The organism is Streptomyces sp. C36, from assembly GCF_040932295.1.
GTDB classification, from domain to species: domain Bacteria; phylum Actinomycetota; class Actinomycetes; order Streptomycetales; family Streptomycetaceae; genus Streptomyces; species Streptomyces triculaminicus.
This window is the reverse complement of sequence record NZ_JBFQGI010000006.1, coordinates 147,610-169,771: the sequence shown is the minus strand read 5'-3', so window position 1 is coordinate 169,771 and position 22,162 is coordinate 147,610. Positions and strand designations below refer to the sequence as shown.

Here is a 22,162-nt window from a genome sequence, read left to right as displayed (position 1 = left end):
ACTAGGGCGTGTCCGGCGGGACGCCCAGGAGCTCCTCGAGCCGGGCGACGGTGGCGGCGGGGTCCGTGTGCCGCACCACGGCCATGCCCAGGTCCTGGGCGGGCGTGAGGTTGCGGGCGGAGTCGTCCACGTACACGCACGCCGCGGCCGGCAGCTCCATCCGCTCCACCATGACGGCGTAGAGCGCGGGGTCGGGCTTGCGCAGGTGATGGTCGCCGGACAGCACCACGACGTCGTACCGCGTGCCCAGCTCGTGGCCCTCGTACGGGTCGAACGGCGTGGAGCCGAGGCTGTTGGACAGCACGCCCACCCTCACCCCGGCGGCGCGCCACGCCCGCGCCGCACCGGTCAGCACGGGCTCGGGGCGCACATCGGCCAGGACGCGGCCGAGGAGGTTCGTGGCGTCCACGCCCAGCAGGTCGGCCGTGCGGGCGTTCCACTCCGCCTGGGGGAGCACCCCGCGCTCCAGGTCCGCAAACAGCTCCCGGCCCACCGGATCGGCCGAGACGACGTCCGCGAAGGCGTCGGGCGCCAGGCCCTCGCGCAGGCAGAAGGCGCGGGCGCTCCCGGACACCGACGTGGTCAGCACTCCGCCGAAATCGAGGATCAGGCCCTGTCGCCGCGGCTGGGACATCGGCGGCTCCTCACCGTACTCCGCGCCCCTGTGCCGGCGCGTCCCGACACCTCCGATCGTGACGGATCCCTCTCCGGGGCGTCAACGACGCACATCTGTCCACGACCAGGCCGCCGACGTGCGGCGATGCTCCGCCCGGCCGCGCCCGACTGGCCGCCCGGCCGCGACTCTGGTCACCTGGAGGCATCCTGTGGGCCCGAGGAGGATGACCGATGGACATCGGCGCACTGACCGACGAAACACTCCGTGACCTGCGCCGTCCGCGCGACTACCCGGCCGTGTCACTGCTGCTCCCCACGACCCGGCGCTCTCCGTACAGCACCGAGGACGCGGTACGGCTGCGCAACACGATCGCGGAGGCCAAGCGGCGGCTCGAGGAGGATCCCCGGGTGACCCGGGCCGCCCGGACCGACGTGGGGAACCGCCTCGACGCCGCGGCCGCGGAGGTCGATCTCACCCATACCACCGACGGGCTGCTGATCCTGGCCGCACCGGGCGAGCACCAGGTCTGGTACCTGCCGCGCTCGGTACCCCAGCGCGTGGTCGTCTCGGACACGTTCCTGACCCGCAACCTGGTCGCCGCCCGGATCGTCGAGGAGCCGTACTGGGCGCTGGCGCTCTCCGAGAGCGAGAGCCGCCTGTGGGACGGCGCGGGCGAGAACCTCACCGAGGTCACCGTCGGCGGCTTCCCGGTCCGCCCCGCGCTCCCCGACCACGAGGACGCGCTGCCCGGACGCCACTTCGACAAGGTCGGCAAGCACGCGCTGACCTCCCGCGAGGAGGCCCACCTGGAGCGCGAGCGCCAGTACATGCGCACCATCGCGGGCGCGCTCACGCCCGTCCTGAACGGCACGACCCGGCCGCTGTACGTCGTCGGCCTGCGGGAACAGATCGCCCTGCTCGAGAAGCTGCTCCCCAACCCCGGCGTCATCACGGCACGGGTCGAGAACGGCGGGGCGAGCGCGAAGTCCGGGCACGAGCTCTACGACATCCTGCACCCCGCCTTCGACGCGCGCCGCTCCTCGCGCCAGGGCGAGGTGCTGCGCCGCCTCAGCGACGCACGCGGCCAGAAGCGCTACACCTCGGGCCTGGACGAGATCTGGCAGACCGTACGCCAGGGCCGGGTGGCCCTCCTCGCGGTCGAGGACCACTACCAGGTGACCGCGCGGGTGGACGGGAACGGCGGCCACCCCCAGAAGGTGGAGGCGCCCACCGAGCCCCTGCTGGCGGACCCCTCCATCCACGAGGACGTCGTGGACGAGATCGTGGAGAACGCGCTCCGCAGCGGCGCGGACATCGAGTTCGTCCCGGACGACACCCTCGCCTCCGAGGACCGGCTGGCGGCCGTACTGCGCTTCTGACCGACACAAGCGCAGGGCACGGCAGGCACGCGGACGGCCCCGGCCGGCAGGCTCAGCCGGGGTTGTTCGTGTGGGTCAGGGTCTCCCAGGCCACGAACAGGTTGTCCGTCCCGCGGTGGCGCGCCGGCCGGGCGGCCTCCTCGGGGTCCCGGAGCGACCACCCCCGACGGTTGCCCAGGTGGTTGAGGAGGACCTCGGTGTCGGGCCCCATCCTCACCTTCAGCCTCCCGTCGCACAGCCATGACGGGGCCGGGTCGCCCAGCTGGTAGCGGGCGTGGAGGTCCAGCGCCGCGCGCAGCCGCTCGGCGACCTCGTCGTAGAGGTCCACGCCCTGGTGCCAGGCGGTCTCCGCGACGTGGGCGGTGGCCGCGAGGGCGTAGCCGACGTGGGTGAAGTTCCGGCAGGTCTCCTGCGCGAGGCCGTCCACGAAGACGCGCTGGCCGAACCAGTACGTCCTGATGTCGTCCGCCGTCTTGATGCGGCTGCCCCGCGGTCGCTCGGGCAGCGGTCCGTCCGAGCGCAGGTAGAAGTAGGCGGGAACGCGGTCGCGGAACCGGCGCACGGCCGTCTCGAAGGCCTCGGTGTCGTCGAGGAAGACCGCGATGCCGATGCTCGCGTCGGCCATGGTCAGGTCCCAGTTCCCGTTGTGGTCCGGGGCGCCCCGCTCGGTCAGGGGCAGATACGCGGTGCGCAGTATCGTGGCGAACCGCCGCACCCGGGCGCGCGACCAGCCGTCGTAGGTGTAGCGCATGATCTCCCCGGCCCGCGCCCAGGAGCTCCCCGACCAGGCGGCCTGCAGCGGCGCGTTGCCCTCGGTGTGGTCCTCCACCTCCGCCGACCAGGCGTCCATGATCTGCACGGCCTTCCGGGCGTGCGCGCGGTCGCGGGTGACGTACCACAGCAGGGCGTGGGTGTACGCGGCGATCGCGTCCCGCCGCTCCTCCACGCACCCCCGCCCGGGCTGGGAACCGGGCGGGCAGCGCACGACCGCGACGGGCGCCGCCGTGTAGTCGAGCGATCCGTACATGCTGGACCGCATGACCTCGAACTCCGACGCCCATGGCTCGGCGCCGTCGGCGACCCGCGCGCGGATCCGCTTCAACTGCGCCCGGGTGAGCAGGACGCCGGGGTGCCGGAAGGCGTGCCCGGAGTCGTCCCGTCGTACGGGACGGCCGGGCGCGCCCGCCGCGCCGGACAGGACGGCGGCCGGTGCCGCGGGCGCGTCCGGGCGCGTCGGCGGGGTCTGGGGTGTCAGGGGTGCCAGCGCGGCGGCGAGCGCGGCGACGACACAGGCGCGCGGCAGCACGCTTCGTGACAAGGTTCCGGGCACGGCCACCTCCGGTACGACTATCCGCAAGCCTCGAGCCCAACGGCGGTATCCGCCGGACGCGTTGCGCCGATCGGCGGCCACGAACCACCCGCCGGGGAAAACGGGCTGCCGCCGCGCACCGGCCGGCGCGGCGAGGCGGTGCCCGGCGGGAGCGGGGGGGGCACGCCAAGGCGAAGCGGCTGCTCGTACGGGCCTCCTGACGGCCCGTTGGGCCGCTGCGCCTACCGGGCCCGCACGGTCGCCCGTACCGGGACGGCCGGCTGGAGGAGGAGGCCCACGGCGGGCCGGCCGTCGTGGGGGGCGGCCTCGAGGTGGAAACGCCGGGCCAGCGTGGCGAGCACCAGCGTCGCCTCGACGAGCGCGAACCGCGCGCCGAGGCAGGTGCGCAGGCCCCCGCCGAAGGGGAACCACGCGTGGTCCGGCACGGCGTCCGGGGCGTCGGCGTCCCAGCGTTCGGGCCGGAAGGCCGCAGGATCGCGGAACCACCGGGGGTCGCGGTGCGTGGTCCACTGGCTGCACCACACGATCGTGCCCGCCCGGACGGGCGATCCGCCCAGCGCGGCGTCCTTCCCGGCCACGGCGGAGATGACCCACGCGGGCGGGTACAGGCGCAGCGCCTCCTTGACGATCTGCCGGGCCCAGGGGAGCCGTTCGTAGTCCTCGTAGGCGGGTGGCCGCCCGCCGAGCACCCGGTCCAGCTCCTCGGTGAGCCGGGCGCGGGCGTCCGGGCAGCGGGAGAGCAGCAGCCAGGTCCACGTCAGGGTCGTGGAGGTGGTCTCGTGGCCCGCGGCCCACAGGGTCACGGCCTCGTCGCGCACCTCACGGGCCGTCAGGGCCCGGCCGTCCTCGTCGCGGGCGGCGAGGAGGCGGCCGAGCAGGTCGTCCTGCCGGCCGTCGGCGGGGTCCTCGGCGCGCCGTGCGTCGATCAGCCGCCGGATCTCCGCGTCGACCACGGTCACCGCGGCCAGCAGGCGGCGCCGCCAGGGCGGGCGCGCCCAGGACGGCAGGAACAGATTGACGCCGCCCCGCAGCTCCGTCGCCAGCTCGCGCTGGATCGCGGCCATCGCGTCGCCGAGGCGGCCGCCGTCGTCCTCGAGGTCGTTCCCGAAGAGGGTCCGGACCACGATCCGCTGAGTGAGCCGTGTCATCTCGCGGCGTACGTCGAGGCGCTGGCCCTCGCGCCAGGCGCCGGCCAGCTCCGTCGCGCAGTCGACCATCGTGGTGGCGTACGTGCGCACGTGGCGGGGGCGGACGGTCGGCTGGACCAGGGTCCGCTTGCGCCGCCAGTCGGCGCCCTTGCTCAGCAGGACGCTGTCGCCGACCAGCTGCTTGAGGCCCCAGCCGATCTCGAGCGGCTCGAAGGTCTGCTCGACCGCCGCGAGGAACTCGGCGATGTGGTCGGGCCGGGAGACGAAGACGCTCCTGCGCGGACCGAGCCGCCAGGTGACGACGTCGCCGTGGTCGCGCAGCCGGCCGAAGAAGGCCAGCGGATCCCTGCCGAAGGCGGTGAGGTTCCCGAAGAGGGGCAGGCCGCGCGGACCGGGAACGGGGCGGGCGGACGCTGCGGACACGGCCATGAGGGACATTCTCCGGCCCTTCCGGGTGGGCGTGGAATACGGCTTACGGGTGATGTCGGAGCGCGTTCGCTCGCGTGGGCGAACGCCCGGGCGGCCTCACGCGCGGCGCAGGCCGCGGAGCACCTTGCCCTCGGTGCTGAGGTAGCCGTGGGCGTAGTCGAAGCGCGGGGTGTCGGCGAAGGTGAGGTAGAGCCACTTGAAGTTCTCGGCGAAGACGTAGGCGGGGCAGTGGTCGCCCTGGGGCATGGGCCGCCGGGTGACGTCGGAGACGACCGTGTAGCCGCCCGGGACGCGGTGGTACTTCCTGAGGTTCTGGAAGTAGCGCCAGGCCGTCGTGCGGTAGTACGCCTCGCCCGTCTGCCAGTAGAGCTGGAAGGCGCAGTTGGCGTACTCGGGGCGCAGCTCGTTCCTGGGGTCGACGGCCTGCAGGCGGGTGTAGTCGATCTGTTCCGGGATGACGGAGTACTTGTCGAGGACGGCCGTCCACGACCGGTAGTAGTCGGCCGCGAGGCCGGGGTCGCCGCCCACGGGCAGGATGGCGACGGCCAGGGAGGACTGCCGCCGGCTCGTGGTCGCCCCGGTGCCGAAGTCGACGTGCCGGAACCACAGCAGCCCGTCCGCCCGCTCGGCCTGGTGCCGGCGCAGCGCGTCGTCGAGCGTGCGGAACCAGTCCCGGCACTCCTCGTCGCCGAACATCTCCCACGCGCCCCACAGGTACTCGTAGAACGAGTCCGCCGGCGGGTCGACGGCGACGGCCTGCCGGTCGGCCCACCGGCCGGTCTCGACGTTCATGGTGGTGGCGAGCAGATCCAGCCCCGAACGGCGTTCCACCAGGGCGCGCACGGCGCGCTTGGCGGCCCGGCGGTAGCGCGGGTCGCCGGTGAGCTCGGACAGGACGGAGAACTCCAGGAGGTGGGTGCCGATCTCGGCCACCGGCGAGACGGCGCCCGAGACGCGCCCGGTGCGGAGGTTGACGTACCGGTAGGGCATGCCGGTCGGCGACGCGGTGAAGGCCGGCAGCAGCCGGTCCGTCAGGTCCGCGCACAGGTCGAGCAGGGCCCGCCTGCCGGTCGCCAGATAGCCCGCGAGCAGGCCGCCGACCAGGCGGATCGTCGCCTCGAAGACCTGGAAGTCGGCGTCGATGTCGAAATCCAGATGGTCGACGATCCACCGCACGCACCGGTCGGCCTCGTCGTCGAGCCCCATCAGATGGTGGGTGTCGAGCGCCTCGACGATCGACAGCCCGACGGGGTGGCCCCGGGCGAAGAACTCGCGGTGACCGCCCGAGACGGGCAGGACCTCGTCGTGCCCCCAGGCGAAGCGCTTGTACCCCTCCCAGGCGTGGAGGAACTCGTCGCGGATCTCCCGTGCCTTCGCGGCGTCCGGCCGCGTTCCGGGCATCACCGGCCGGGCTCCCGGCGCGGCGGCCGCGCCGGGCCCGCCGCCCAGGGCGAGGCCGCTCGCGGCCGCGAGCGCGCGGAGCATGCCACGACGGGACGCGTGCGCCCCGAACGATGTGTCGGTCATCGGGTGGGTCCTCCTGACCATTCGTGCCGGGCCCGGTGGAGTGAGCGATGATCGCAGTATGGGGCGCCGCGGCCGCTCTCCCCGGCAGGCGCGGCGCCGGGGCCGCCCTCGGCGTGACGGGCGTGGTCCGGAGGCCGGCCCCGCCCGGGGTCCCACGACGCCCGGCTCAGCCGGGGAACCGCAGGAACCGCGGCGGCACCCTCTCCGCCAGCCACACCCCGTTCCCGGTCACCCGGAAGACGTGCCCCGCCGCGTGCATCGCCGCGGCGTCCACCGCCAGCACCACCGGCTTGCCGCGCCGGGCGCCGACGCGCGTGGCGGTCTCCCGGTCGGCCGACAGATGCACATGGTGGCGGTTCATGGGCGACAGCCCCTCGGCCCGTATCGCCGCCACGTTGCGGCCGACGGTGCCGTGATAGAGGTACGGCGGGGGCTCGGCCGCCGGCAGCCCGAGGTCCACCGCGACCGAATGCCCCTGCCGCGCCCGGATGCGGTCCCCCTCCAGCGCGAACCGCCGCTTGTCGTTCGTGGCCACCACGTGCTCCAGCTCCTGGCGGCTGACGGGGAAGCCGTGGGCCGCCGCCGCGGCGAGCAGGACGTCGACGTCCACCCAGCCCTGCGCGTCGAGGCTGATGCCGATGCGCTCGGGCTGGTGGCGCAGGTGCAACGAGAGGTACTTCGAGACCCGTACGGTCCGTCGTTCGTCCATGCCCCCAGCCTGCCGTGCCGGAGGGGCCGTGGTCAGCCGGTTTTCCGCGGGCGGCGGACCGGGGGCGTCAGGCCCAGGGGGCCAGCGGGTACCAGATCAGGTCCCGCCGGGCGAGGATCCGCACGTCCCAGTACAGGACCATGAACACGCCCGCGGCGATGAAGGCCGCCGCCGTCAGCGCCGACGCGCGGCTGGGCTTCGCGGCGAACCAGCCGTACAGCCGCTCGCCCGCCAGGCCGGCGACGAGCAGGAACAGCACGGCCATGATCAGGATGTTGCCGAGGGCCTGCAGACCGAACGCCGCCGCGCCGTAAAGGACGTTGTGGCTCTCCGCCGCGTCGCGGAAGAGCTGACGGAACAGCGGATACGGGCGGCCGATCAGGAACGAGCCGGTCAGCGCGCCCATGACGACCATCGGGGCGTTCGGGAAGCGCGCCGAGAGGCGGGCCAGCGGATCGCGGACCAGGCCCAGCGAGGCGAGGCCCAGATAGGCCATGCACAGGCCGACCAGGCCGAACACCACCATGGACTGGATCAGCCGGGGCGAGAAGCCGCCCGCCGCGGTGGTGGACTGGAACTGGGGCATGCGGGTGCCGGCCAGCGCGACGACCACGCCGTAGGCCGCCGACACCGCGACCGATCCGGCGGCCAGCAGGCCCAGCGGCCGGATCATGCGCGCCATCCGCCCCCGGCGGGTGGGCACGCAGCCGGCCAGCGGGGCGATGGCGCTGAAGGCGGCCACGTTGCAGGCGGTGAACGTGCCCGCCACGCCGGTGGCGAGCGCGAAGGCGATGCCGCCCAGGGCTCCGGTGATGGGCGTCTCGCGCGAGTCGTGGCCCAGCAGCGTGTCGGCCACGTTGCCCCCGATCGTCCGGTCGACGAACTCCGCCGACCACACCACCGTCAGCGCGAATCCGAACAACGCGGCCAGGAGGATGACCAGGGCCCGGCGGCCGGGGAAGAATCCGTTGACGAAGAGGGACGTCGCCGGCGCCGTCCCACCCCGTCCCCCTATGAGAGGGCGTCGGGCATCGGGTCGGTCGGGTGCCTGGGTCATCGGATGGCCTTTCCCGGGGCGACGTGGCGTCGGCCCGGAAACTACTCGCGGTCCGCCCCGCCGGGGATCTGCCGGGAGAGGATTGAGCACGCCGGAAGAAGGCGGACGGACGCGACGGGACCAGGCGGCCCTCGGGGTCGCGCGGCGGACGGGCGGTACCCGGGATCCGGGCCCGCCGACGGGCCGTACGCCACCGCGCGCGGCCTCAGGGCAGCAGCTGCTCGGCCCAGATGACCTTGCCCTCGGCCGTGTACCGGGCACCCCAGCGCTCGGCCAGCTGCGCCACCAGGAACAGCCCGCGGCCGCCCTCGTCCTCGGCGGCCGCGTAGCGCAGGTGCGGCGCGGTGCTGCTGGTGTCGGAGACCTCGCAGATCAGGGCGCGGTCGCGCAGCAGACGGACGCCGATCGGGCCGGAGGCGTGCCGGATGGCGTTGGTGATCAGCTCGCTGAGGATCAGCTCCGTGGTGAACCCCAGCTCCTCCAGGCCCCACTCGGTCAGCTGCCGGGTGATGTCGGCCCGTGCGGCCGCGACGACCGCCGGGTCGGCGGGCAGCTCCCAGGTGGCGATCAGATCGGCTTCCAGGCACCGGGTGCGGGCGATGACCAGGGCGATGTCGTCGGCCTGGCGCGCGGGCAGCAGCGCGCCGAGCACCGCGTCGCACATCTTCTGCGGCGACCGGCCGGGCTGCGCCAGCGTGCGGGCGAGGATCTCCAGGCCGACGTCGATGTCCCGCGTACGGTCCTCGATGAGGCCGTCGGTGTACAGGGCCAGGCTGCTGCCCTCGGGCAGGCGCAGCTCCACGGCCTCGAAGGGCAGCCCGCCCAGGCCGAGCGGCGGCCCCGCGGGCAGCTCCGGGAACTCCACCGTGCCGTCGGGACGGACCAGCGCGGGCAGCGGATGGCCGGCCCGGGCCATGCTGCACATCCCGGTGGAGGGGTCGTAGATCGCGTACAGGCAGGTGGCGCCGGTGATCGGCGCCTCCCCGTCCACGTCCGCCGTCTCCTGGTCGATCCGGCCGATCAGCTCGTCGAGATGGCCCAGGAGCTCGTCCGGCGGCAGGTCCAGGGAGGAGAAGTTCTGCACGGCCGTGCGCAGCCGGCCCATCGTCGCGGCGGCGTGCAGCCCGTGGCCGACCACGTCGCCCACGACCAGGGCCACCCGGGCGCCGGGCAGCGGGATGACGTCGAACCAGTCGCCGCCCACCCCGGCCTGGGCCGGCAGGTAGCGGTAGGCGATGTCGAGGGCGTTCTGCTCCGGCACGCCGCGCGGCAGCAGGCTGTGCTGCAGGGTCACGGCCATGGCGTGCTCGCGGGTGAAGCGGCGGGCGTTGTCGATGCACACCGCCGCCCGGGCCGACAGCTCCTCGGCCAGGGACAGGTCGTCGTCCTCGAACGTCCCGCTGCCCTGGGCCCGCCAGAAGTTCACGATGCCCATCAGCACGCCGCGCGCCTTGAGCGGAACGGTGATCAGCGAGTGGAAGCCGTAGTCGAGGATCTCCTGGGTGCGTACGAGGTCCTGGGTGCGCCAGCCGTCGGAGACGCGCAGGTCGGGCACGAGCACGGCCTGCCCGCTGACGAAGCCCGTGGCCTGCGGGGTGGTCGCGGCGAAGCGGTGCACCTCTCCCGCCCGGTAGAGGGGATGGTCGTCCGGGGAGCCGCTCAGGGCCACCCGGCGCAGTTCCGGGGCCTCGTGGCCCACCCCGGTCCGGGGTTCCTCGCCGCGCAGCACCGGCTCGGCGAGGTCGACGGAGACGTAGTCGGCGAACCGGGGGGAGGCCACCTCGGCGAGCTCCTCGGCGGTGCGCTGCACGTCCAGGGTGGTGCCGATGGCCACGCTCGCGTCGTACAGCAGCCGCAGCCGGCCGCGTGCCACCTCGGCCTTGCCCGCGAGCGCGCGCAGCTCGGTGGAGTCCCGCAGGGTGGCCACGCTGCCCGGCGGGCCGCCCCGGCGGTCGGTCGGCCGCTGGTTCACCGCCAGCAGCCGCTCCCCGACGGGCAGCACCTCGTCGGTGGCCACGCGACGCGACGCCAGGAGCTCCGCCATCCGGGGATCCAGGCCCAGGGCGTCGACGGGCCGGCCCTCCACGTCCGTGGGCAGGCCGAGGAGCCGGCGCGCCTCGTCGTTGGCGAGCAGGACGTGGCCGTCACCGCTGACGATGACCACGCCCTCGCGCACCGCGTGCAGAACCGCGTCGTGGTGCTCGTACATCCGGGTCATCTCGACCGGGCCGAGACCATGGGTCTGCCGCCGCAGCCGCCGGGTCACCAGCGCCGTGCCGCCCGTCGCGAGCGCCAGGGCGACGGCGCCGGCGCCCAGGACGACCGGCAGCTGCCGGTCGACCGCGCTGCTCACCGAGCGGACCTTGAGCCCGGAGGAGACCATGCCGACGACCCGGCCGCGGTCCGTCACCGGCACCACGACCTGCAGCTCCTCGCCGAGGGGGCCGTTGACCTTCTCGACCGTGACGCGGCCGTGCAACGACGGCTCGATCGTGCCGACGAACTTCTTGCCGATCTCCTTCGGCGAGGGATGGGTGTAGCGGATGCCGTCGCGGTTCATCACCACGAGGAAGTCGACACCGCCCTGGCGGCGGGCGGCCTCGGTCAGCGGCTGGAGCGTGGCGGACGGGTTGGGGCCGCTCATGGTCTGCACCAGGCCCGGCGAATGGGAGAACGCCTCGGCGGCGGCGAGCGAACGGTCGCGCGCCGCCTGGAACCTGTCGCTGCGCGCCTGGAGCAGCAGTGTCACCACCGCGGCCACGATGAGCAGCAGCACGATCAGGACCTGCAGCACGAACATCTGGCCGGCGACGCTGCGGTCGGCGACCGACCGCAGGCGCCGAGCCCACGGCAGCCCTGCGCCCGCGCGCCTCTGTCGCCGCTCACGCCGGCTACCTCGGCGCCGACCGGCGAACCAGCGACCCGATGGCCTCCAGGAGCGGCCCCGGATTCGGGCCATACCCCTATGTCTACCCCGCCCTCTTCCGCGGCGCGAACGGTACGCGCCACCCTGTGGTCCTCTCCGGATGCGGAGGGCGCCCGGTGACGGCAGCGTGGGCGGGACGAAGGGACGGACGAGCATGCCGCGCAACCGAGCACACGACGGCACCCCGGACGGCCCCGGCGCGCGGCGGGGCCGGGGCGCGGCGGACGCCCTGGGCGCGGCGGACGCCCTGGGCACACCGGCGGGTGACCGGGCGGGGACCGGGCGTCACGAGACGCAGGAGGAACGCGCCGACCGCCGCTGGAACGAGCTGCTCCAGGAGGTCCGCGTCGCCCAGACCGGCGTCCAGATCCTCTTCGGCTTCCTGCTGACCGTCGTCTTCTCGCCGAAGTTCACCGCCCTCACGGCCACGGACCGCGCCATCTACATCGTCACCGTCGTGCTCGGCGCGGCCACCATGGGCGCCCTCATCGGGCCCGTCTCCTTCCACCGGCTCGTCACCGGGCACCGCCTCAAACCCCAGACCGTCATCTGGGCCTCCCGGCTGACGCTCGTGGGTGTCGTGCTGCTGCTGGCCACGATCGTCTCGGCGCTGCTGCTCGTCCTGCGCATCGCCCTGCACTCCTCCGCGGTGCCCTGGCTCGTCGCGGGGCTGACCACGTGGTTCCTGCTGTGCTGGTTCGGGCTGCCGGCGTGGGCCCGGCACCGCTACGCCGACGGGGGCCGGCCGAAATAGGCCGCCGCGCCGGCCGTGGTGCGCGGCCCGTCGGCCGGTGGGTTCACTGTTCGTAGGCGTCCACCAGCGCCTGAATGTCGATCTTCTTCATCTGGAGCATGGCCTGCATGACCCGGCCCGCCCTCACCGGGTCGGGATCGCCCAGCAGCTCGGTCAGCCTGCGCGGGTTGATCTGCCACCACAGGCCGTAGCGGTCCTTCAGCCAGCCGCACTGGCCCTCCTCGCCGCCCTCGCCGAGCCTGGCCCAGAGCGTGTCGACCTCCTCCTGCGTGGCGCAGTCGACCGACAGGGAGACGGCCTCGTTGAAGGTGAAGTGCGGACCGCCGTTGAGGGCGATGAACTGCTGCCCGGCGAGCTCGAAGGCGATGGTCATGACCGTTCCGGCCTTCCCCGGCCCGGCCTCGCCGTAGCGCTGCGTCTCCACGATCCGGGAGTCGTCGAAGACGGACATGTAGTGCCGCACCGCCTCCTCGGCCTGGTCGTCGAACCACAGGAAGGGCGTGATCTTCTGCATGACGGTGTCATACCGGACGGTGCCCGGCGGCCCGGCCAGCGGCGGGCCCGCGCCCCCCAAGGTCACCCGACCGGGTTCGTGCCGCCGGCCGCCGGCTCGGCCGGGGACGGGGCGGACGGCGACGGCCCGGACGGCTCGGGCGGCCCGGGGCGCACGAGGCGGTGCTGGGCCAGACAGGCGGCGGCGATGACGGTGCCGAAGGCGGTCCAGCCGAGGGGGCCGGCGGCGATGGCGGCGGTGACGGCCAGAGGTCCGATCGCGCGCTGGCTCGCCTGGGCCAGGCCGTGGACGCCGAGGTAGGAGCCCTGGGACTCCTCGGGGGCGAGGGCGACCGACAACTCCCACGAGACGGTGGCGTGCAGCATCTCGGCGAGGGTGAAGCCGACGGCCGCCGCGGTCAGGGCGATGCTCGCGGGCACGGCCCCGTGCACGGCGGAGGCCGCCATGGCGACGCCGGAGGCCAGGAAGGTGAGGGAGAGCGGCAGCAGGAGGCGGCGGGCCGCGCTCGTCGTGGCGCCGAACCGGGCCAGGGGGACCTGGAGGCCCACGACCATCACGTTGTTGAGGACCATCAGCAGGGGTACGAGGCCGTGCGGGGCGTCGGTGGCGTGGACGGCCCACAGGGACAGCCCGACCTTGAAGATCGCGTCGTCGAGGAAGAGCACCGTGTCGGTGGCCACGTACGCCAGGTAGGTCCGGTCGCGCCAGGGGTTGGTGGCGCGCACGCCGGGGGCGGCCCGGCCGCCGGCGGCGACGACGCGGGCCGGCGCGGCGGCCTCCGCGCAGCTCAGGGTGATCGCCGCGGCCGCGACGAAGGAGAGGGCGTCGCCGACGAGCAGGACGCGGTAGACGGTGGTGGTGCCGGCGGCGAGGGCGGCGGCCGCGCCGAGGCCGCCGAGGGCCCAGCCGGCGTTGGCGACCGTGCGGTTGACCGCCTGGTAGCGCACGCGCTCGGCGCCCGCGACGCGGGTGCCGTACAGCTTGGTGAGCACGCTCGCCGCCCTGTCGCCGAACCCGGCGAGCGCCGAGAGCACCAGCAGCGGCGCGAAGTCGGTGGTCAGCAGCAGCCCGAGGGCGGACGCCGCGCGCAGCACCTGGCACGCGGCGAGCACCCGGGTGAGCGGAAAGCGGTCCGCCAGCCTGCCGCCGACCGGCGCCCCCGCGATGCCGGCGACCCCGGCGACGGCCGCCAGCGTGCCCACCTGGGCGACGCTCAGCCCGGTGACGAAGGTGAAGTACAGCACCGAGGTCGCGGCCCACAGGCCGTTGCCGGCGCGGTCGACCAGTGCGACCGCGAGCATGCGCCGCCCGTCCCGGCCTCCCGGTATGCGTGCTGTCAGTGCGGCCCACCGCTGCGTCGGGCTCACGATTTCCCCCCGGTCCCTCGTCCGACGTCCGGCGTCCGAAACGCTTGCCGTCGGCTATGTATTGATACATAATCAGTTACGTGGCAATACGATATGGGATCACCGGCGGTACGGCCAAGGCCATTTCCGCCTCGGTCGAACGCGCCGTCACCGAAGGCGCCCTGGAGCCCGGCGCCGCCCTCCCACCAGTGCGCCGGCTCGCGGACGACCTCGGCGTCAGCCCCGGCACCGTCGCGACCGCCTACAAGGAACTCCGGCAGCGCGGCATCGTGGTCACCCGCGGCCGCGGCGGCACGGTCGTCGCGGAAGGCCCCGGCCTGGCGTCGCGACGCCCGCCGAAGGTGCCCGAAGGACTGCGCGACCTGGCCGGAGGACACCCCGACCCCGCCCTCCTGCCCGAGCTGGTGCCGCCCGTACGCCTCTCGCCCGGCAGCCGCTCGCACCGCTCGGTGCCACGGCTGCCGCGCCTGGAGGAGACGGTCCGCGAGTGGCTGGCGGCCGACGGCGTTCCGGCCGGGCACGTCACGTTCGCCCATGGAGCGCTGGACATGATCGGACGGCTGCTGTCCGTCGAGCTCCGGCCGGGCGACGCCGTGGCCGTGGAGGATCCCGGCTACCACCACCTCCTCGACCTCGTCACGGCCCTCGGCCTGCGCACGGTCGCGGTCACGGTCGACGACGAGGGCATGCGCCCCGAGGCGCTGCGCGCCGCGCTCCGGGAGGGCGTACGGGCCGTCGTGTGCGTCCCCCGCGCCCAGAACCCGTACGGCGGGTGCTTCTCGGCCGCACGCCGCGACGCGCTCGCCGACGTGCTGCGCGAGGCCCCCGACGTGCTCGTGATCGAGAACGACTTCGCCACCGAGATCGCCGGAGCGCCCCTCCACTCGGTGACCGGGGCCGGCCTGTCGCGCTGGGCGCACGTACGGACCGTCACGAAGTTCCTGGGAACGGACCTGCGGTGGGCCGCCGCGGCGTGCGACGCGACCACGCTGGCCCGGCACGACGGGCGGCTGCTGCTCACCTCCGGCTGGGTGAGCCATCTGCTCCAGGAGACCGTGCTCGGCCTGATGGGGGACGCCGCGACGAGCGCGCTCGTCGGGCGGGCGCGGGAGGCGTACGCACGGCGGCGCCGGACCCTGATCGACGAACTCGGGCGGCACGGCATCGCGGCCCACGGCGCCGCCGGCATGAATGTGTGGGTGCCGGTGCGGGACGAGTCGGCCGTCGTCAACGGGCTGCGCTCGCACGGGTGGTGGGTCGCCGCCGGGGCCCGCTTCCGGATCGGCTCCGCACCGGGAGTGCGGATCACCACCGCCGCGCTGCCGACGTCCGACGGGGCGCGCCTGGCCCGGGACTTCGCGGCCGTCCTGGGCGAGTCGCAGGCCACGTACGGGGGATGAGGCCGCCCGGGCCTCCGGCGGCCTCCTTGAGGGAAGCGGCCGCCGGGCGGGCTCAGGCCGCGAGCCGCCCGGTGGTGTGACCGACGATCGCGGCGGTCAGCGGGGCGAGCACCTCGCGCGGCAGGGCGTGGCCCATGCCCGGGATCTCCACGACGCGCGCCCCGCGGACCGCCTGGGCGAGGTGCTGCGGGTGCGGCGGCGGGAAGACCGGCTCGGCGGGGGCGGAGACGACGAGGGTGGGCACGCGGTTCGCGGCCAGCTCCTCGGTGCGCAGCAGCCCCGAGTCGTCGGCGCGGGCGTGCGCGGTGCCGACGGTGTGGTGCCCGGTGTGTTCGACGATCCGCCGCTCGAGCGCGCGGAAGTACTCCGCGTCGAACGGGATGCGGCCGCCGCTCAGCACCCGCCAGTGTTCGACGCGCCGGTCCAGCTCGGCCTCGACTCCACGGTCCTCGACGGGCCGGGCCCACATCTCCAGCACCTCGGGCGCGATGCCGGGCAGCTCCGTGGCCGGGACCCGGGTGCCGTCCGGGCGGGTGTAGGGGGCGGTGCTGAGGGCGCACGTACCCATCAGCGTGGCGCTGAGCAGCCGGCCGGGATGGTCGGCGATCAGCAGCTGCGCCAGCAGGCCGCCCAGTGACAGCCCGGCGATGTGGGCGCGTTCGATGCCCAGGCCGTCCAGGACGGCGACGGCGTCCCGCGCGAGGTCGGCGACGGCGTAGGGCTGCCGCTCGAAGGGCCAGGTGGAGCGGCCCGTGTCGCGGTGGTCGTAGCGGATCACCCGGTGGTGGACGGCGAGCGCGTCGACCAGCTCGTCCGGCCAGCCCATGCCGGAGGCCTGCGCTCCCATGATCAGCAGCAGCGGCGGGGCGTCGGAGGCGCCGCGCTCCTCCGCCCAGAGACGGATGCCGGGTGCCGCGTCGATGAAGTGTTCCATGGGTTTCCTCCTTGGGGCCGACGAAGATGGACATGATCATACGAGACGTCTCGTCTCGCGGTCAAGGAGTGGCCGGTCCCCCCGGCGCAACGAATCCCGTTCCTCCTCGTTGGGCCGGGCGGGCCGCCGATGGAGAAGGCGCGCGAACGAGGAGGGGCGAGGCGATGCCGGTGAAGCCGTACGCCCTGCGCGTGCGCGACGTACGCAAGGCGTACGGATCCCGCCAGGTGCTGCGCGGCGTCTCGCTGGATCTCCGGCCGGGCACCCTCGCCGGCATGGTGGGGGAGAACGGCGCCGGCAAGACCACCCTGCTGCGCATTCTCTGCGGCCAGACCGCGGCCGGATCCGGCGAGGTCGACATCAGGGGATCGCTCGGCTACTGCCCCCAGGAGACCGTGCTCAACGACTTCCTGACCGTCGACCAGCACGTGCGGTACTTCCAGGCCGCCTACGGACTGCCGAGCACCGGCCGCGCCGAGGAGCTCATCGAGGAGCTCCACTTCGCCGAGTACCGCCACACCCGCGTCGACGACCTCAGCGGCGGAACCCGGCAGAAACTGAACCTGACCCTGGCACTCATGCACGACCCGAGCGTGCTGTTGCTCGACGAGCCCTACCAGGGCTTCGACTGGGAGACGTACCTGCGGTTCTGGAGCCTCGCCGGTCGGCTCCGCGACAGCGGGCGCTGCGTGCTCGTCGTCTCCCACCTCGCCTGGGACGCCGAACGGCTGGACGTGCTCCACCAGCTGCGCGAGGGAGTCGCCGAGCCGTGGGAGCCCGACGGCCGGACGTCGGCCCCCGCCGCGGACGACGACGGCCGGTGAACGGGGTGAACGGGACGTGGCGGCGGCTCGGCACGGCGGTGGGCTTCGCCCTGCTCGAGCACGCCCGCAACCGCTTCGCCCTCGTCCTGATCCTGTTCTACATTCCGCTCTGGCTCAGCCTCGAGAGCTGGTTCGTCGCCCGCAAGCCCGCGAGCTTCATGCTCCGCGCGACCGGACGGACCGTCACCGTCGACGGCAACCACCTCACGATGATCTCCGGGGCGGTCAACACGGTCACCCTCATCGTCGGCTTCATGATGTTCATGACCACCTTCAAGTCCCTGGCCTTCGACCGCCGGCTGGCCTTCGCCGGCTACCCCCGCGTCCATCTGCTCGTCGCCAAGGTCGCCGCCATGACGCTCGCGGCGGCCCTGATCGCCGCCTACGCCACCGCCGTCGTCCACTGCTACTGGGCCCCCGTCCGACCCGGCCTGCTGACGGCCGGGCTGTTCACGGCGGCCGTCGCCTACGGCGGGATCGGCATCCTCCTCGGCTCGTTCCTGCGCAACGAGCTGGAGGGCATGTTCCTCATCATCATGATCAGTCTTCTCGACACCATGCTGCAGAACCCCATCAGCAATCCGGAGGCGAGCAAGGACGGAGTGCATCTGCTGCCGGAGTACGGGCCGACGCAGGTGAGCGTGGCCGCGGGCTTCACCCACGCCGTCCCGTACCGGCAGCTGCTCCTGGGGCCCGCCTGGTTCGCCGCGATGTGGCTGCTGGGTACCGCGGCCTTCCACCTGCGCACCCGTGACCACCGCCCCCGGGGGCGGACCCGAGAGCACTGACGCACCGTGCGCGTACCCTCGCGCACGGTGCGGCCCGGGGGGCCCGCGTGTGAGGCCGCCCATAGGGGCCAGATCACTTACGAAAGCGATTAGTGATCCGCCTTGAGCCGGGAAACCGGGATTTCCCGGCTTCCCGGATCCCCGCCTTTCCGATCGCGCATAGTAGGTCACACCTTTGCCAGGCGGTTTTCGCGCCGCTAACAATTGCCGAGTCGCACGGCGCCGTCGACCGAGAAACGGCGCTCTTTTTGCGCCATCGACGGCCATTGCGACGTAAGCGATTGGAAGGGTTCAGCTCGTTATGCGCTCCACCGTCTCCGGTTATTCCGCTCTGTCCAAGGCTCATAAGTTCTCCGCCGCCGGTCTGGTGACCGTGGCCGGTGCCGCCGCTCTGACCTTCGCCCTGGTCCCGCAGGCCTCGGCCGCCGACGCCCAGTCGGCCGCCGTGAAGCCGGTGGCGCAGAACGCCCAGTCCTTCGGTGAGACGCACGACGCCGAGCTGGCCAAGGCCGCGGACGCCGCCGCCGCGCAGGCCAAGGCCAAGGCCGGTGCCGCGGTGAAGGCGAAGGCCGACGAGGACCGCGCGAGCCGTTCGACCGAGCGCAAGCCCATCAAGCCCGCCGCCAAGCCGGCCCCGGCGAAGAAGGCCTACGCGGACAACCTGGACGGCTGGATCAGCGAGTCCCTGGACGTCCTGCGCTCCAAGGGCATTCCGGCCTCGTACGAGGGCATCAAGCGCAACATCATGCGTGAGTCCACCGGTAATCCCCGTGCGATCAACGACTGGGACATCAATGCGGTGAACGGTGTGCCGTCGAAGGGTCTGCTGCAGATCATCGACCCGACGTTCAAGGCGTATCACGTCGAGGGCACGTCCTGGGACATCTATGACCCGGTCGCCAACATCACCGCGTCCTGCAACTACGCGGCCGACAAGTACGGCTCGATGGACAACGTCAACTCCGCGTACTGACCGTACGCGGCGCGGCACCTGACGCAGAGGGCGGCGGCACCCCGGACCACCGGGATGCCGCCGCCCTTTCGGTTATCGCGGCGGCCGGACGGACAGCGCGTGGCGGAACTCGTCGCGCGGATCCCACCGGGCCTTGATCCGCTGCAGCCGGGGGTAGTTGTCCTTGTAGTAGAGCGTGTGCCAGGGGACGCCGGAGGCGTTCAGGGCGGGGTCGGCCAGGTCGGTGTCCGGGTAGTTGACGAAGGAACCGTCGTTCGCCCCGCCCGGCGCGGGCACACCGCCGCTGTCCGCGTACACGGTCCGGTAGAAGTCCCGCACCCACGCCAGCGGCGGGCCGTCGTCCTGCCCGGCCTCCCAGCTCGACATGTAGATCGCCTTGAGGATCGCGTCCCGCTGGGCGACGGCCGTCGCGTCGGACGCGACGGTGTTGACCTGGCCGCCGTACGAGACCAGCCACAGCGACCCGTCGAGGTCCGCGCCCGCCGTGCCCGACAGCCGCTCCCAGGCGGCCCCGGCCTGGCGGTCGGTGAAGCGTTTGCGCAGGTAGGCGGCCTTCGCCTTGAAGCGGGCGGGTGCGGTCTCCTGCACCGCGCCCGCGGCCCGCAGCCACGGCACGCTCTCCTGGCCCCGGGCCGGCTTCGCGTCGACCTCCCGGCCGACCGCCGCCACGTAGTCGTCGAGCAGGCGTTCCGCGCCGCGTCCGGTGGAGTCCAGAAGCCCCGCCAGGGTGACGGTGCCGGTCTTGCGGGTGTTGAGCATCAGCACGCTGAACAGCCCCGCGTAGGGCGAGCCGGGCGCGCTGTTCCGCTCGTGCCACTCCCCGTGGTTGCGCACCAGGCGGGTGAACGCGAGCCGGTCCAGGTCCTTCCAGGACCAGGAGGCGTAGAAGCTCGTCACCGCCTCCGGGGCCCTCGGCAGCAGCCGCGCGGGGTCGCCGCCCTCGGCCGCCGGATCACGGAACCAGTAGCGGGTCACCACGCCGAAGTTGCCGCCCCCGCCGCCGGTGTGCGCCCACCACAGATCGTGGTTCGGGTCCGCGGGGTCGCGGGTGGCCACCACGCTCCTGACGTTCCCCGCCTTGTCCACCACCACGACCTCGACCGCGTGGAGATGGTCGACCGACAGCCCGTACCGGCGTGACAGCGCGCCGTACCCGCCGCCCAGGACGTGCCCGCCGACCCCGACCTCGGCGGTGGCGCCCGCCGGGATGGCCACGCCCCAGCCCAGGAAGAGCTTGCGGTACACCTCGCCGAGGAGCGCGCCGGGCTCGACCGCGAACGCCTCGCGCCGTGCGTCGTAGTACACGGCCGACATGGGGGAGAGGTCGATGACCACGCGGACGGCCGGGTCGTCGACGAAGTTCTCGAAGCAGTGCCCGCCGCTGCGCACGGCGATGCGCCGTCCTTCCCGCACCGCCTGCCGCACCGCGTCGACGACCTGCCCGGTGGTGCTCACCACGCGGACGTAGTCGGGCCGGCCGACGAAGCGGGCGTTGCAGCCGCGGTGGGTGAGGGAGGGGTAGCGCGAGTCGCCGGGAGCGACGGTGACCGCGTCCGCCGGCGGGGCCGTCGCGGCCCCGGGCGCCGCGGACGCCGCCGGCGCCGCGACGCCCTGGGCCACTAATCCGGCGGCCGTACCGCCCCATACCGCCGCGCCCGCCAGAACGCCGCGACGCGTCATGTCCGCCATGGTGCACTCCCGTTGACTCCGATTGCCGGGGACGATCTCGCCCCTTTCGCATGATCGGGGTCCGGAGCGCGGACGGGCATCGTCCGCGATGACCATGTGGCCCCTACACCCTTCGGGGTACCGGCACCCTCCCGGCGGAGGTTGCGTCCCGGCGCCCCTGGCCCCCCAAGACGTGTGCCTAGGGAGTGTCCGATGGGTCAGCCCCTAGTACCCGACGGTGAACCGCGTGCGGTGGTGGCGGGGGCCTTCGGCCTCGTCGAGGAGGGCCACGGCGAGGTCCTCCATGGAGATCCCCGAGACGCCCCGGTCGTCGACGAGCAGCTCGTCGGTGCCCAGGCGGTAGCCGCCGGTGCGCCGGCCCGGCTCCAGCAGGGCGGGCGGGCTCACGTAGGCCCAGTCGACGACCGTCTCGTCGCGGCAGACGGCGAGCTGCTCGCCGCAGGCCAGGGCGATGGGCCGCCAGGACGGGGGGACGAACGCGGGGTCGTCGACCACGGTGCGGCCGGCGCCTCCCGGTACGGTCAGGCTGCCGGCGCCGCCGACGAGCAGCAGGCGGACGCCGGTCCGGGCGAGCCCGGCGAGCAACGCGCGGGTGGCGTCGGCGAGTTCGCCCTCGCTGCCGGGCGCCGGCCGGGTGGCGCTGATCACGAGGTCCTGCCCGGCGCTGAGCTCCGCCACGACGTCGGCGTCGCGGGCGTCGCCCGTACGGACCGTCACGGTGGGGGGAAGGGCGCCGGTGCGGGCGGGGTCGCGGACGACGGCGGTGACCTCGTGGCCGCGGGACAGGGCCTCGGCCACGACCCGGCTGCCCACGTTTCCGTTGGCTCCGAAGACGGTGATGCGCATGATGGTCAGCTCCTTGCAGAGGGGGAGGGAGAGGGAGAAGCAAGGGGGCGGGCGTCGGACCGCCGGGCGGTCGCCGGTGCGGCGGTCTGCGCGGCGACGAGCGCGGCGAGGACGACGAGGCCGCCCACGAGCTGCGGTGCGCTGAGGTCCTGGCCGAGCCACAGCCAGCCGAGCGCGGTGGCGACCATCGGGCTGAGCAGGCCGAGGAAGGCCACCTTGGTCGGCGGCAGGGCCCGTATCCCCCGGAACCACAGGGCGTAGGCCACGGCGGTGCCGATGACGGCGAGGTAGCCGTAGCCCGCCAGGTTGGCGCCGGTCGGGACGGGCGGCCGGCCCTCGACGAGGAGTGCGACGGGGAGCAGCATCAGACCGCCCGCGGTGAGCTGCCAGCCCGTGGTCGCCAGCAGGGGCGCGGGCGACGTCCACCGCTTGCTGAGCACGACTCCGGCCGCCATGACGACGGCGCCGCCGGCCGCGGCCGCCACTCCCGTCACGTCCAGGTGGGCGTCCGCCCGCAGGACGAGCAGGGCGATGCCGGCCACGCCGGCGACGCCGGCCGTGGCCGTGCGCGCGGTCAGCCGCTCGCCGAGCAGGACGGCCGCCAGGCCGGCCGCCAGCAACGGCTGAATGGCACCGATGGTGGCCGCGACGCCGCCGGGCAGCCGGTACGCGGCGACGAACAACAGGGCGAAGAATCCGCCGATGTTGAGGGCGCCGAGCACCAGGGCCCGCCACCACCAGTCGCCCTGCGGCAGCCGGCGGGTGAGGGCGATCAGCACCAGACCGGCCGGCAGCGCCCGGACCGTCGCGGCCAGCAGCGGGCGGCCCGGCGGCAGGAATTCGGTGGTGACGAGGTAGGTGCTGCCCCAGACGGCGGGGGCCAGCGCGGTCGCGGAGACGACCTTGAGTCGATTGCTTAGCACTAAGCGAATGTATCTCACCGCTAAGCGAA

Annotated in this window: 19 protein-coding genes; 6 read left to right on the top strand and 13 right to left on the bottom strand. The window is 73.8% G+C overall.

Going from position 1 to position 22,162, the window contains the following annotated elements:
• Position 1: 1 nt before the first annotated feature.
• The gene (locus AB4K12_RS19880; protein ID WP_368435444.1) at positions 2–634 is read right to left on the bottom strand and encodes an HAD-IA family hydrolase; all 633 of its coding nucleotides are present in this window, start codon (positions 632–634) and stop codon (positions 2–4) included.
• Between the two features lie 212 nt (positions 635–846).
• On the opposite strand from AB4K12_RS19880, the gene AB4K12_RS19875 reads away from it, so the two are divergent.
• Positions 847–1,995: a hypothetical protein gene (locus AB4K12_RS19875; RefSeq protein ID WP_368435443.1), complete on the top strand. Its 1,149-nt coding sequence runs from the start codon at positions 847–849 to the stop codon at positions 1,993–1,995.
• A gap of 52 nt (positions 1,996–2,047) precedes the next feature.
• Here the strand turns inward: AB4K12_RS19875 and AB4K12_RS19870 are convergent, their stop codons facing one another.
• From AB4K12_RS19870 to AB4K12_RS19845, 6 genes are all read right to left on the bottom strand, one after another.
• A complete protein-coding gene (locus tag AB4K12_RS19870; protein WP_368435442.1) occupies positions 2,048–3,325 on the bottom strand; it encodes an alginate lyase family protein in 1,278 nt (425 codons plus the stop codon).
• A 221-nt stretch (positions 3,326–3,546) separates the two neighbouring features.
• The gene (locus AB4K12_RS19865; protein WP_368435441.1) at positions 3,547–4,902 is read right to left on the bottom strand and encodes a cytochrome P450; all 1,356 of its coding nucleotides are present in this window, start codon (positions 4,900–4,902) and stop codon (positions 3,547–3,549) included.
• A 96-nt stretch (positions 4,903–4,998) separates the two neighbouring features.
• The gene (locus AB4K12_RS19860) at positions 4,999–6,429 is read right to left on the bottom strand and encodes a glycoside hydrolase family 47 protein (protein WP_368435440.1); all 1,431 of its coding nucleotides are present in this window, start codon (positions 6,427–6,429) and stop codon (positions 4,999–5,001) included.
• A 166-nt stretch (positions 6,430–6,595) separates the two neighbouring features.
• Positions 6,596–7,138, bottom strand: coding sequence for an RNA 2'-phosphotransferase (locus AB4K12_RS19855; RefSeq protein ID WP_368435439.1), 543 nt, complete (start codon positions 7,136–7,138; stop codon positions 6,596–6,598).
• Positions 7,139–7,205: 67 nt separating this feature from the next.
• Positions 7,206–8,195, bottom strand: coding sequence for a hypothetical protein (locus AB4K12_RS19850; protein ID WP_368435438.1), 990 nt, complete (start codon positions 8,193–8,195; stop codon positions 7,206–7,208).
• A 205-nt stretch (positions 8,196–8,400) separates the two neighbouring features.
• A complete protein-coding gene (locus AB4K12_RS19845) occupies positions 8,401–10,995 on the bottom strand; it encodes a SpoIIE family protein phosphatase (RefSeq protein ID WP_368435437.1) in 2,595 nt (864 codons plus the stop codon).
• A gap of 280 nt (positions 10,996–11,275) precedes the next feature.
• Between AB4K12_RS19845 and AB4K12_RS19840 the strand changes: the two genes are divergently transcribed.
• Entirely contained in the window at positions 11,276–11,875 is a 600-nt protein-coding gene (locus AB4K12_RS19840; protein WP_368435436.1) for a DUF6328 family protein, read from the top strand.
• A gap of 43 nt (positions 11,876–11,918) precedes the next feature.
• Here the strand turns inward: AB4K12_RS19840 and AB4K12_RS19835 are convergent, their stop codons facing one another.
• Positions 11,919–12,389: a VOC family protein gene (locus AB4K12_RS19835; RefSeq protein WP_362260694.1), complete on the bottom strand. Its 471-nt coding sequence runs from the start codon at positions 12,387–12,389 to the stop codon at positions 11,919–11,921.
• A 62-nt stretch (positions 12,390–12,451) separates the two neighbouring features.
• On the bottom strand, positions 12,452–13,690 hold the full coding sequence (locus AB4K12_RS19830) for an MFS transporter (RefSeq protein ID WP_368435435.1): 1,239 nt from the start codon (positions 13,688–13,690) through the stop codon (positions 12,452–12,454).
• A gap of 146 nt (positions 13,691–13,836) precedes the next feature.
• Between AB4K12_RS19830 and AB4K12_RS19825 the strand changes: the two genes are divergently transcribed.
• Positions 13,837–15,156: an aminotransferase class I/II-fold pyridoxal phosphate-dependent enzyme gene (locus tag AB4K12_RS19825; protein WP_368435434.1), complete on the top strand. Its 1,320-nt coding sequence runs from the start codon at positions 13,837–13,839 to the stop codon at positions 15,154–15,156.
• A 52-nt stretch (positions 15,157–15,208) separates the two neighbouring features.
• On the opposite strand, the gene AB4K12_RS19820 is transcribed toward AB4K12_RS19825, so the two are convergent.
• Complete coding sequence (locus tag AB4K12_RS19820; RefSeq protein ID WP_368435433.1) at positions 15,209–16,090, bottom strand: alpha/beta fold hydrolase; 882 nt, start codon at positions 16,088–16,090, stop codon at positions 15,209–15,211.
• A 164-nt stretch (positions 16,091–16,254) separates the two neighbouring features.
• On the opposite strand from AB4K12_RS19820, the gene AB4K12_RS19815 reads away from it, so the two are divergent.
• From AB4K12_RS19815 to AB4K12_RS19805, 3 genes are all read left to right on the top strand, one after another.
• Positions 16,255–16,914 carry an ABC transporter ATP-binding protein gene (locus AB4K12_RS19815; RefSeq protein WP_368435432.1) on the top strand — a complete coding sequence of 220 codons (660 nt, stop codon included), beginning with the start codon at positions 16,255–16,257 and terminating at the stop codon, positions 16,912–16,914.
• Between the two features lie 5 nt (positions 16,915–16,919).
• Positions 16,920–17,702, top strand: a complete 783-nt coding sequence (locus AB4K12_RS19810) for an ABC transporter permease (RefSeq protein ID WP_368435431.1) — start codon at positions 16,920–16,922, stop codon at positions 17,700–17,702.
• A 301-nt stretch (positions 17,703–18,003) separates the two neighbouring features.
• Positions 18,004–18,675 (top strand): transglycosylase SLT domain-containing protein, encoded by a 672-nt coding sequence (locus AB4K12_RS19805; protein ID WP_368435430.1) that lies wholly within the window; start codon positions 18,004–18,006, stop codon positions 18,673–18,675.
• Positions 18,676–18,747: 72 nt separating this feature from the next.
• On the opposite strand, the gene AB4K12_RS19800 is transcribed toward AB4K12_RS19805, so the two are convergent.
• The 3 genes from AB4K12_RS19800 to AB4K12_RS19790 form a co-directional block, all read right to left on the bottom strand.
• The gene (locus AB4K12_RS19800; RefSeq protein WP_368435429.1) at positions 18,748–20,355 is read right to left on the bottom strand and encodes an FAD-dependent oxidoreductase; all 1,608 of its coding nucleotides are present in this window, start codon (positions 20,353–20,355) and stop codon (positions 18,748–18,750) included.
• A 213-nt stretch (positions 20,356–20,568) separates the two neighbouring features.
• Positions 20,569–21,210: an NAD(P)-dependent oxidoreductase gene (locus AB4K12_RS19795; RefSeq protein WP_368435428.1), complete on the bottom strand. Its 642-nt coding sequence runs from the start codon at positions 21,208–21,210 to the stop codon at positions 20,569–20,571.
• Between the two features lie 5 nt (positions 21,211–21,215).
• Positions 21,216–22,133 carry an EamA family transporter gene (locus tag AB4K12_RS19790; RefSeq protein WP_368435427.1) on the bottom strand — a complete coding sequence of 306 codons (918 nt, stop codon included), beginning with the start codon at positions 22,131–22,133 and terminating at the stop codon, positions 21,216–21,218.
• Positions 22,134–22,162 lie beyond the last annotated feature (29 nt).

What these genes read in the sequence shown, in the direction of transcription:
- AB4K12_RS19880 (WP_368435444.1), bottom strand. Translation starts at nt 634, where the DNA reads ATGTCCCAGCCGCGGCGACAGGGCCTGATCCTCGATTTCGGCGGAGTG.
- AB4K12_RS19875 (WP_368435443.1), top strand. Translation starts at nt 847, where the DNA reads ATGGACATCGGCGCACTGACCGACGAAACACTCCGTGACCTGCGCCGT.
- AB4K12_RS19865 (WP_368435441.1), bottom strand. Translation starts at nt 4,902, where the DNA reads ATGGCCGTGTCCGCAGCGTCCGCCCGCCCCGTTCCCGGTCCGCGCGGC.
- AB4K12_RS19860 (WP_368435440.1), bottom strand. Translation starts at nt 6,429, where the DNA reads ATGACCGACACATCGTTCGGGGCGCACGCGTCCCGTCGTGGCATGCTC.
- AB4K12_RS19855 (WP_368435439.1), bottom strand. Translation starts at nt 7,138, where the DNA reads ATGGACGAACGACGGACCGTACGGGTCTCGAAGTACCTCTCGTTGCAC.
- AB4K12_RS19850 (WP_368435438.1), bottom strand. Translation starts at nt 8,195, where the DNA reads ATGACCCAGGCACCCGACCGACCCGATGCCCGACGCCCTCTCATAGGG.
- AB4K12_RS19845 (WP_368435437.1), bottom strand. Translation starts at nt 10,995, where the DNA reads ATGTTCGTGCTGCAGGTCCTGATCGTGCTGCTGCTCATCGTGGCCGCG.
- AB4K12_RS19840 (WP_368435436.1), top strand. Translation starts at nt 11,276, where the DNA reads ATGCCGCGCAACCGAGCACACGACGGCACCCCGGACGGCCCCGGCGCG.
- AB4K12_RS19835 (WP_362260694.1), bottom strand. Translation starts at nt 12,389, where the DNA reads ATGCAGAAGATCACGCCCTTCCTGTGGTTCGACGACCAGGCCGAGGAG.
- AB4K12_RS19830 (WP_368435435.1), bottom strand. Translation starts at nt 13,690, where the DNA reads ATGCTCGCGGTCGCACTGGTCGACCGCGCCGGCAACGGCCTGTGGGCC.
- AB4K12_RS19820 (WP_368435433.1), bottom strand. Translation starts at nt 16,090, where the DNA reads ATGGAACACTTCATCGACGCGGCACCCGGCATCCGTCTCTGGGCGGAG.
- AB4K12_RS19815 (WP_368435432.1), top strand. Translation starts at nt 16,255, where the DNA reads ATGCCGGTGAAGCCGTACGCCCTGCGCGTGCGCGACGTACGCAAGGCG.
- AB4K12_RS19805 (WP_368435430.1), top strand. Translation starts at nt 18,004, where the DNA reads ATGCGCTCCACCGTCTCCGGTTATTCCGCTCTGTCCAAGGCTCATAAG.
- AB4K12_RS19800 (WP_368435429.1), bottom strand. Translation starts at nt 20,355, where the DNA reads ATGACGCGTCGCGGCGTTCTGGCGGGCGCGGCGGTATGGGGCGGTACG.
- AB4K12_RS19795 (WP_368435428.1), bottom strand. Translation starts at nt 21,210, where the DNA reads ATGCGCATCACCGTCTTCGGAGCCAACGGAAACGTGGGCAGCCGGGTC.